Raw genomic sequence first — 7,720 nt, 5'->3', positions numbered from 1 at the left:
GACCCCTTTGAATCAGTGATCTCGCTCACCCGCAAGGGGGTGGGTAATTACGCGCAGAGAGCTCGATAGTAACGGCCCGTTCCCCACTAGCCCCGCTCGGGCTCTGGTCTCGAAGAACGCGGTGCCTTTGCGAAATGTATCACCAGCGGGGAAGGAGCCTATCTATCCTCACAGCTTCTCGGTCAATTCCGGCACGATCTTGAACAGATCGCCGACCAGGCCGACGTCGGCGACTTGAAAGATCGGGGCATCTTCGTCCTTGTTGATGGCGATGATGACCTTCGAATCCTTCATGCCGGCAAGGTGCTGGATCGCGCCTGATATGCCGATCGCGATGTACACTTCGGGTGCGACGATCTTGCCGGTCTGGCCGACCTGATAGTCGTTCGGCACATAGCCTGCATCGACCGCGGCCCGGCTCGCGCCGACGCCCGCGCCAAGCTTGTCGGCGAGCGGCTCGATCAGGGCGGTGAAGTTCTCGCCGCTTTGCAGCGCCCGGCCGCCTGAGACGATGATCTTGGCCGAGGTCAGCTCCGGCCGCGCTGATGTGGCGATCTCGCTGCCGACGTATTCTGACACGCCCGCGTCCGCCGCGCCGGACACTGGCTCGATCGTCGCCGCGCCGCCCTCAGCCGGCGCCTTCTCGAACGCGGTGCCGCGCACCGACAGCACCGACTTGGCGTCCTTGGTCTGCACTGTCGCGATTGCATTGCCGGCGTAGATCGGGCGCGTGAACGTGTCCGGACCTTCGACCGACAGGATCTCCGAGATCATGGTCACGTCGAGCAATGCCGCCACGCGCGGGGCGATGTTCTTGCCGTTGGTGGTGGCAGGCACCAGGAACGCGTCATAGTCTGTCATCAAGCCGGCCACGAGCGGCGCGACGTTCTCGGCCAACATGTGCGCCAGCGCGGCGTCGTCGGCGACCAGCACCTCGGCCACGCCGGCGATCTTCGCGGCCGCCTCAGCAATCGCTCCGACGCCTTGACCGGCGACCAGCAACGTCACGTCACCCAGCTTGGCGGCGGCGGTGACCGTCGGCAGCGTGGCATCCTTGATCGCGTGGCCGTCATGCTCGACAAGAACAAGCGCTTTCATACTTTCCATCCTTATGAGTTGGCTTGGGCGTCCTTATTGGACGACGCCGAGCACCTTAAGTTTGTCGACCAGTTCGTCGACGTTCGCGATCTTGACGCCAGCAGAGCGCTTGGCGGACTCCTCGACCTTGAGCGTGGTCAGGCGCGGCGTGACGTCGACGCCGTAATCGGCGGCGATCTTGGCCGCGAGCGGCTTCGACTTCGCCTTCATGATGTTGGGCAGCGAGGCATAGCGCGGCTCGTTGAGGCGCAGATCAGTGGTCACGATCGCGGGGAGCGTGAGCTTCTCGGTCTCGGCGCCGCCATCGACTTCGCGCGTCACCGTCACCGCACCACCGCTTACCTCGACCTTGGAGGCGAAGGTGCCCTGGCCCCATCCGGTCAGCGCGGCCAGCATCTGCCCGGTCTGGTTGTTGTCGTCGTCGATGGCCTGCTTGCCGAGGATCACCAGCGAAGGCTGTTCCTCGTCTGCGATCGCCTTCAACAGTTTCGCAATGCCGAGCGGCTCGACCTTGGTTTCGCTCGTCACGAGGATCGCGCGGTCCGCGCCCATCGCCAAGGCGGTGCGCAGCGTGTCCTGGGCCTTCGGTTCGCCGATCGAGACCACGACGATCTCGGTGACGACGCCCTTTTCCTTCAGGCGGATCGCCTCCTCGACCGCGATCTCGTCAAACGGGTTCATGCTCATCTTGACGTTGGCAAGATCGACACCCGTCCCATCCGCCTTCACGCGGGGCTTCACGTTGTAGTCAAGCACACGCTTGATCGGCACCAGCACTTTCACATCCGTTCCTCTCTATGCGTAACGGTCTTGGGTACGACGGTTAACTCCGTCTCACGCCATCTCGAGTATAACTGCATCCACCGCGAGGCTGTCGCCCGCAGCGGCGTTGACCGCCTTCACCACGCCCGCTTTCTCGGCGCGCAGGATATTCTCCATCTTCATCGCCTCGACCACCGCGAGCGGCTGACCGGCCTCGACCTTGTCACCCGCACCGACGTAGAGTTTCTGGAGCAGCCCCGGCATCGGGCACAGCAGGAACTTGGACAGGTCGGGCGGCACCTTCACCAGCAGGTGTCTGGCATAAGGCGCGACATGCGCGGGCAGCACGCGCGCGATGTGGATCGCGCCCCGCGCATTGAGGCGGAAGCCGGTGCGCGTGCGGGCGATCTTCACGAACAACGGCGTGCCGTCGATCTCCGCGTCGATCACGCGGTCGCCGGGCGTATATTCCATCGCGATGTCGACGTCGGTGCCGTCGACCGTAATGCGGTCCTCCGACAGCGACACGGCATGGTCGTCGCCGGCGATGCGCACCACCCAGTCGGCGGGCGGATCGAGCCGGCGGCCAAGTTGCCCGTCGGTTTGGCGCGCACGGTCCGCCTCCGCCGTCGCCGCGAACGCCGCCACCGCCGCCAGTTGCGCGAGCAGTTCGGGCGCGGCGGGCGCACCGGTGAAGCCGTCCGGATATTCCTCGGCGATGAAGCCGGTGGTGATGTTGCCGCTGCGGAAGCGGTCGTGCTGCATCAGCGCCGACAGGAAATCCAGGTTGTTGCCCGGCCCGGTGATCTCGAACCGGTCGAGCGCGGCGATCTGGAGGTCGATCGCCTCGATCCGGGTATCGGCGTGGGTGATGAGCTTGGCGATCATCGGATCGTAGAACATGCTGACCTCACCACCCTCGCGCACGCCGTCGTCGACGCGGACATAGGGAGCACCGGTCGCGACCCAGCCATAGTCCGGGCGCTCGTCCTCGGGCGGATCGTAATGCACCAGCCGCCCGATCGAGGGCAGGAAGCCGCGATACGGGTCCTCCGCATAGACGCGGTTCTCGATCGCCCAGCCGGTCAGCGTCACCTCGTCCTGCGTAAACGCCAACGCCTCACCGGCGGCGACACGGATCATCAGTTCGACGAGATCAAGCCCGGTGACCGCCTCGGTAACGGGGTGTTCGACCTGAAGCCGCGTGTTCATTTCGAGAAAGTAGAAGCCCTGCCCCGTCGTGTCCGCGCCCGACACGATCAGCTCGACCGTACCCGCCGAGTAATAGCCGACCGCGCGGGCAAGCGCGACCGCCTGTTCGCCCATGTTCTTGCGCATCGCCGGGGTGACGAACGGTGACGGCGCTTCCTCGACCACCTTCTGGTGGCGGCGCTGGATCGAGCACTCACGCTCGCCGAGGTAGACGATGTTGCCGTGCTGGTCGCCCATCACCTGGATTTCGATGTGGCGCGGCGATTCGATGAACTTCTCGATGAAGACGCGGTCGTCCCCAAACGAGGCCAAGCCCTCGCGCTTGGTCGCCTCGAAGCCTTCGCGCACATCCTGCTCGCTATAGGCGAGGCGCATGCCCTTGCCGCCGCCGCCGGCCGACGCCTTCATCATCACCGGATAGCCGATCTCCCCGGCGATCTTCACCGCCTCGTCTGTATCGGCAATTTCCCCCAGGAAACCGGGGACGACATTGACGTCGGCGGCCTTGGCGAGTTTCTTCGATTCGATCTTGTCGCCCATCGCGGCGATAGCTTTGGGTGGCGGCCCGACGAAGGCGATGCCGGCATCGGCGCAGGCGCGCGCGAAGCTCTCGCGTTCGGAGAGGAAGCCGTAGCCGGGGTGGATGCAGTCCGCGCCGGTTTCGCGCGCGGCGAGCAGGATCAGTTCGGCCTTGAGATAGCTTTCCGCCGCCGGTGCCGGCCCGAGCCGCACCGCCTCGTCCGCCATCAGCACGTGCGGCGCGCGCGCATCCGCATCGGAATAGACCGCGACGGTGGCGATGCCCATCGCCTTCGCGGTGCGCATGACGCGGCAGGCGATTTCGCCACGGTTGGCGACCAAGATTTTCTTGAACATCGTTCCTCGCCTAAGTTTCGGATGTGGAGAAGTCGCGGCTATGCTTCAGCACGACGTAGACGCCGTGGCGACACGCGCCGGCTCCTCGCCTTGCATCGCGACAAGGCCGAGCTTCTCGAACAACACCGCGTCCGCGCTGTCGCCGCGATTGCCGGTGGTGAGCAGCCGGTCCCCGGTGAAGATCGAATTGGCGCCGGCCATGAAGCACAACGCCTGCGTCGCTTCCGACATGCTCTCGCGCCCGGCGGAGAGGCGTACCATGCTCAGCGGCATGGTGATGCGCGCGACCGCGACGGTGCGGACAAACTCGATATCGTCGATCTTGGCGAGCGGCGTGTCGGCGAGCATGTCCCCGAGCACGGTGCCCTTGACCGGCACGAGCGCGTTGACCGGCACGCTCTCCGGGTGGCGCGGCAGCGTGGCAAGCGCGTGAACGAAGCCGACACGGTCGGCGCGGGTCTCGCCCATGCCGACGATGCCGCCGCAACACACGTTGATGCCCGCCTCGCGCACGTTCTCCAGCGTGTCGAGCCGGTCCTGGAAGGTGCGCGTGGTGATAACCTCGCCATATTTTTCCGGCGAAGTGTCGATATTGTGGTTGTAGTAATCGAGACCCGCCTCGGCAAGTTGATCGGCCTGCGTGGGTGTGAGCATGCCGAGCGTCATGCAGGTTTCCATCCCCATCTGGCGCACGCCGCGCACCATCTCGGTGATGGCGGGCATGTCCTTGTCCTTGGGGTTGCGCCACGCGGCGCCCATGCAGAAGCGCTGCGAGCCGGCATCCCTCGCCTGCGCCGCCGACTGCAGAACCGTGCGCACGTCCATCAGCTTGGACGCCTTGAGGTCGGTCTCGGCACTGGCGGACTGGTTGCAATAGCCGCAATCCTCCGGGCAGCCGCCGGTCTTGATCGACAGGAGCGTGCAAAGCTGCACCTGCGAGGGGGCATGGCGCGCGCGGTGGACAGTCTGCGCCCGGAACATCAGTTCGTCGAACGGCAGCGCGAACAGCCCGGCGATCTCGGCGCGGCTCCAGTCGGTGCGCAAACCCGTTGACGGTTTGTCGTGCAACCGTGCCGCAGCCTGAGCGCTCTTAATGTTGTTTTGCACTGCCACGCCCGAAGATGCGCCGACGATGAGATCCAAGATCATAACGCGACTTTCTCAACAGGCGGCATGTTGTGCCCGAGCAGTTTCAAAACCTCGCCCGCCGCGTCCACCAGATTCGTACCCGGCCCGAAAATCCCCTGCACGCCGGCATCGCGGAGCGTCTGGTAATCCTGCGCCGGGATCACACCGCCGGCGATCACCTTGATGTCGGTGCGGCCGGCTTCGCGCAGGTGGCCGATCAGTTCGGGGATCAGCGTCTTGTGCCCGGCGGCGAGGCTGGAGGCGCCGACCACGTCGACGTCGGAGGCGATGGCGAGATCGGCGGCCTCCTTCGGCGTCTGGAACAGCGGCCCCGGCACCACCTCGAAGCCGAGATCACCGAACGCGGAGGAGACGAGGTTGGCGCCGCGATCATGCCCGTCCTGCCCCATCTTGGCGACGAGCATACGCGGCGCACGGCCCTTGGCGCGGGTGATCGAGCCGACACCGTCTTTCAGCCCCTGCCACTGCGCGTCCTCGCCGTACGCGCCGCCGTAGATGCCCGACACCGGCGTCGGCTTGGTGTCGTAGCGGCCGAACACGTCCTCCATCGCCGCGCTGATCTCGCCCAGCGTGGCGCGGGCGCGGGCGCACTCGACGGCGAGTTCGAGCAAATTGGCACTGCCCCGCGCGCCCTCGCGCAGCGCATCGAGCGTCGCCTGACACGCCGCCGCGTCGCGCCCTGCCTTGACCGTGTTGATGCGGGCGATCTGCGCCTCGCGCACCGCGACGTTGTCGACGTCGAGAATGTCGATCGGCGCTTCCTCGGCGAGCCGGTATTTGTTGACGCCGACGATCACGTCCTCACCGCGATCGACCCGCGCGGCGCGGCCCGCGCTCGCCTCCTCGATCATGCTTTTGGGCCAGCCGTCGGCGACCGCCTTGGCCATGCCACCTTCGGCCTGCACGCGCTCGATGATCTGCCACGCGGCATCGACCAGCTGCTGCGTCAGGCTCTCGACATAATAGCTGCCGCCGAGCGGGTCGACCACCTTGGTCATCCCCGTTTCCTCTTGCAGCACGATCTGCGTGTTGCGAGCGATGCGCGCGGAGAAGTCGGTCGGCAGCGCGATCGCCTCGTCGAGCGCGTTGGTATGGAGGCTCTGCGTTCCGCCCAGCATCGCCGCCATCGCCTCGATGGTGGTGCGCATGACGTTGTTGTAGGGGTCCTGCTCGGTGAGGCTGACCCCGCTCGTCTGGCAATGCGTGCGCAGCATCTTGGAACGTTCGTCCTGCGCGCCCAACTGCGTCATCGCGCGGTGCCACAGCACGCGCGCGGCGCGCAGCTTGGCAATCTCCATGAAGAAGTTCATGCCGATCGCGAAGAAGAACGACAGGCGGCCGGCGAATCTGTCGATGTCGAGACCCGACGCCACGCCGTATTTCACATATTCCATGCCGTCGGCGATGGTGAAGGCAAGCTCCTGCACCTGCGTCGCGCCGGCTTCCTGCATGTGATAGCCGCTGATCGAGATGCTGTTGAACTTGGGCATCTCGCGGCTGGTGTAGCCGAAGATGTCGGAGATGATCCGCATGCTCGGCTCGGGCGGGTAGATATAGGTGTTGCGGACCATGAACTCCTTGAGGATGTCGTTCTGGATGGTCCCGTCGAGCAGTTTCCGGCTCACCCCCTGCTCCTCGCCCGCGACGATGAAGAAGGCGAGGATCGGGATCACCGCGCCGTTCATCGTCATCGAGACCGACATCTGGTCGAGCGGGATGCCGTCGAACAGGATCTTCATGTCGTCGATCGTGTCGATCGCCACGCCCGCCTTGCCGACATCGCCGGTGACGCGGCGGTGGTCGCTGTCGTAGCCGCGATGCGTGGCGAGATCGAACGCCACCGACAGGCCCTTCTGCCCGGCCTTGAGGTTGCGGTGATAGAACGCGTTCGACGCCTCGGCGGTGGAAAAACCGGCGTACTGACGGATCGTCCACGGGCGACCGGCATACATCGACGCGCGCACGCCGCGGGTGAACGGCGCGAACCCCGGCAGGCCGGGATCGACGTCCGCCACATCCTCAGCGGTGTAGAGCGGCTTGACCGCGATCCCCTCGGGCGTTTGCCAGGTGAGGTCCTTGCCCTTTACCTCCCTGGCGGCGGCGGTGGACCATTGGTCGAGCGTCGGCCCGCTTGCGGCGCGCGACGTATCGCGCTCTGACAAGTCGTCGCTCATCGATGCGCCCCTTGCCCGGGGCTCTCCATGATCTCGGTGAGGAGCCCGCCCATGTCTTTGGGGTGGACGAAGAAGATCGGCGTGCCGTGCGCACCGATGCGCGGCTCGCCCAGCACGCGTTTGCCGAGGTGCTCGAACCACGCCTTGGCGGCGTGGATGTCAGGCACCTCGTAGCAGACATGATGCTGGCCGCCGAGCGGGTTCGCCTTCAGCCACCGGCCGACCACAGTGTCTTCGCCAAGCGGCGCCAGCAGTTCGATCTGCGTGCCCGCACTGCCATGCTCTCCCGGCGTGTCGATGAAGCAGACGCGCAATTGCTGATCCTCCAGCACGACGGGCGCGGAGATACCGGTCGCCCCCATCACGTCCCGGTAGAAGGCGATCGATTTCTCGAGATCGGGCGTGGCGACACCGATGTGGTTGAGCCGTCCCAGCCTCATCGGGGCATC

Annotated in this window: 6 protein-coding genes; all 6 read right to left on the bottom strand. The window is 65.7% G+C overall.

Annotated elements, in window-relative coordinates:
* Positions 1-168: 168 nt before the first annotated feature.
* The gene (locus L8F97_RS20600; protein ID WP_242154358.1) at positions 169-1,098 is read right to left on the bottom strand and encodes an electron transfer flavoprotein subunit alpha/FixB family protein; all 930 of its coding nucleotides are present in this window, start codon (positions 1,096-1,098) and stop codon (positions 169-171) included.
* A gap of 33 nt (positions 1,099-1,131) precedes the next feature.
* Positions 1,132-1,881 carry an electron transfer flavoprotein subunit beta/FixA family protein gene (locus L8F97_RS20595; RefSeq protein WP_242154356.1) on the bottom strand — a complete coding sequence of 250 codons (750 nt, stop codon included), beginning with the start codon at positions 1,879-1,881 and terminating at the stop codon, positions 1,132-1,134.
* Positions 1,882-1,932: 51 nt separating this feature from the next.
* Positions 1,933-3,948: an acetyl/propionyl/methylcrotonyl-CoA carboxylase subunit alpha gene (locus L8F97_RS20590; protein ID WP_242154354.1), complete on the bottom strand. Its 2,016-nt coding sequence runs from the start codon at positions 3,946-3,948 to the stop codon at positions 1,933-1,935.
* A gap of 45 nt (positions 3,949-3,993) precedes the next feature.
* Complete coding sequence (gene bioB, locus L8F97_RS20585) at positions 3,994-4,992, bottom strand: biotin synthase BioB (RefSeq protein ID WP_242154364.1); 999 nt, start codon at positions 4,990-4,992, stop codon at positions 3,994-3,996.
* A 101-nt stretch (positions 4,993-5,093) separates the two neighbouring features.
* Positions 5,094-7,271: a methylmalonyl-CoA mutase gene (gene scpA / locus L8F97_RS20580; protein WP_242154352.1), complete on the bottom strand. Its 2,178-nt coding sequence runs from the start codon at positions 7,269-7,271 to the stop codon at positions 5,094-5,096.
* Positions 7,268-7,711 (bottom strand): methylmalonyl-CoA epimerase, encoded by a 444-nt coding sequence (gene mce, locus L8F97_RS20575; RefSeq protein WP_242154349.1) that lies wholly within the window; start codon positions 7,709-7,711, stop codon positions 7,268-7,270. The genes scpA and mce overlap by 4 nt, the downstream gene beginning before the upstream one ends.
* Between the last annotated feature and the right edge of the window lie 9 nt (positions 7,712-7,720).

The organism is Sphingomonas sp. BAUL-RG-20F-R05-02 (assembly GCF_022662305.1).
Classification (GTDB): Bacteria; Pseudomonadota; Alphaproteobacteria; order Sphingomonadales; family Sphingomonadaceae; genus Sphingomonas.
Note: the sequence above shows the minus strand (reverse complement) of the source record. Positions and strands in the feature narration are given on the sequence as shown.

Coding starts and splice junctions, on each gene's coding strand:
- mce (WP_242154349.1), bottom strand. CDS start 7,711: ATGAGGCTGGGACGGCTCAACCACATCGGTGTCGCCACGCCCGATCTC.
- L8F97_RS20590 (WP_242154354.1), bottom strand. CDS start 3,948: ATGTTCAAGAAAATCTTGGTCGCCAACCGTGGCGAAATCGCCTGCCGC.
- L8F97_RS20600 (WP_242154358.1), bottom strand. CDS start 1,098: ATGAAAGCGCTTGTTCTTGTCGAGCATGACGGCCACGCGATCAAGGAT.
- scpA (WP_242154352.1), bottom strand. CDS start 7,271: ATGAGCGACGACTTGTCAGAGCGCGATACGTCGCGCGCCGCAAGCGGG.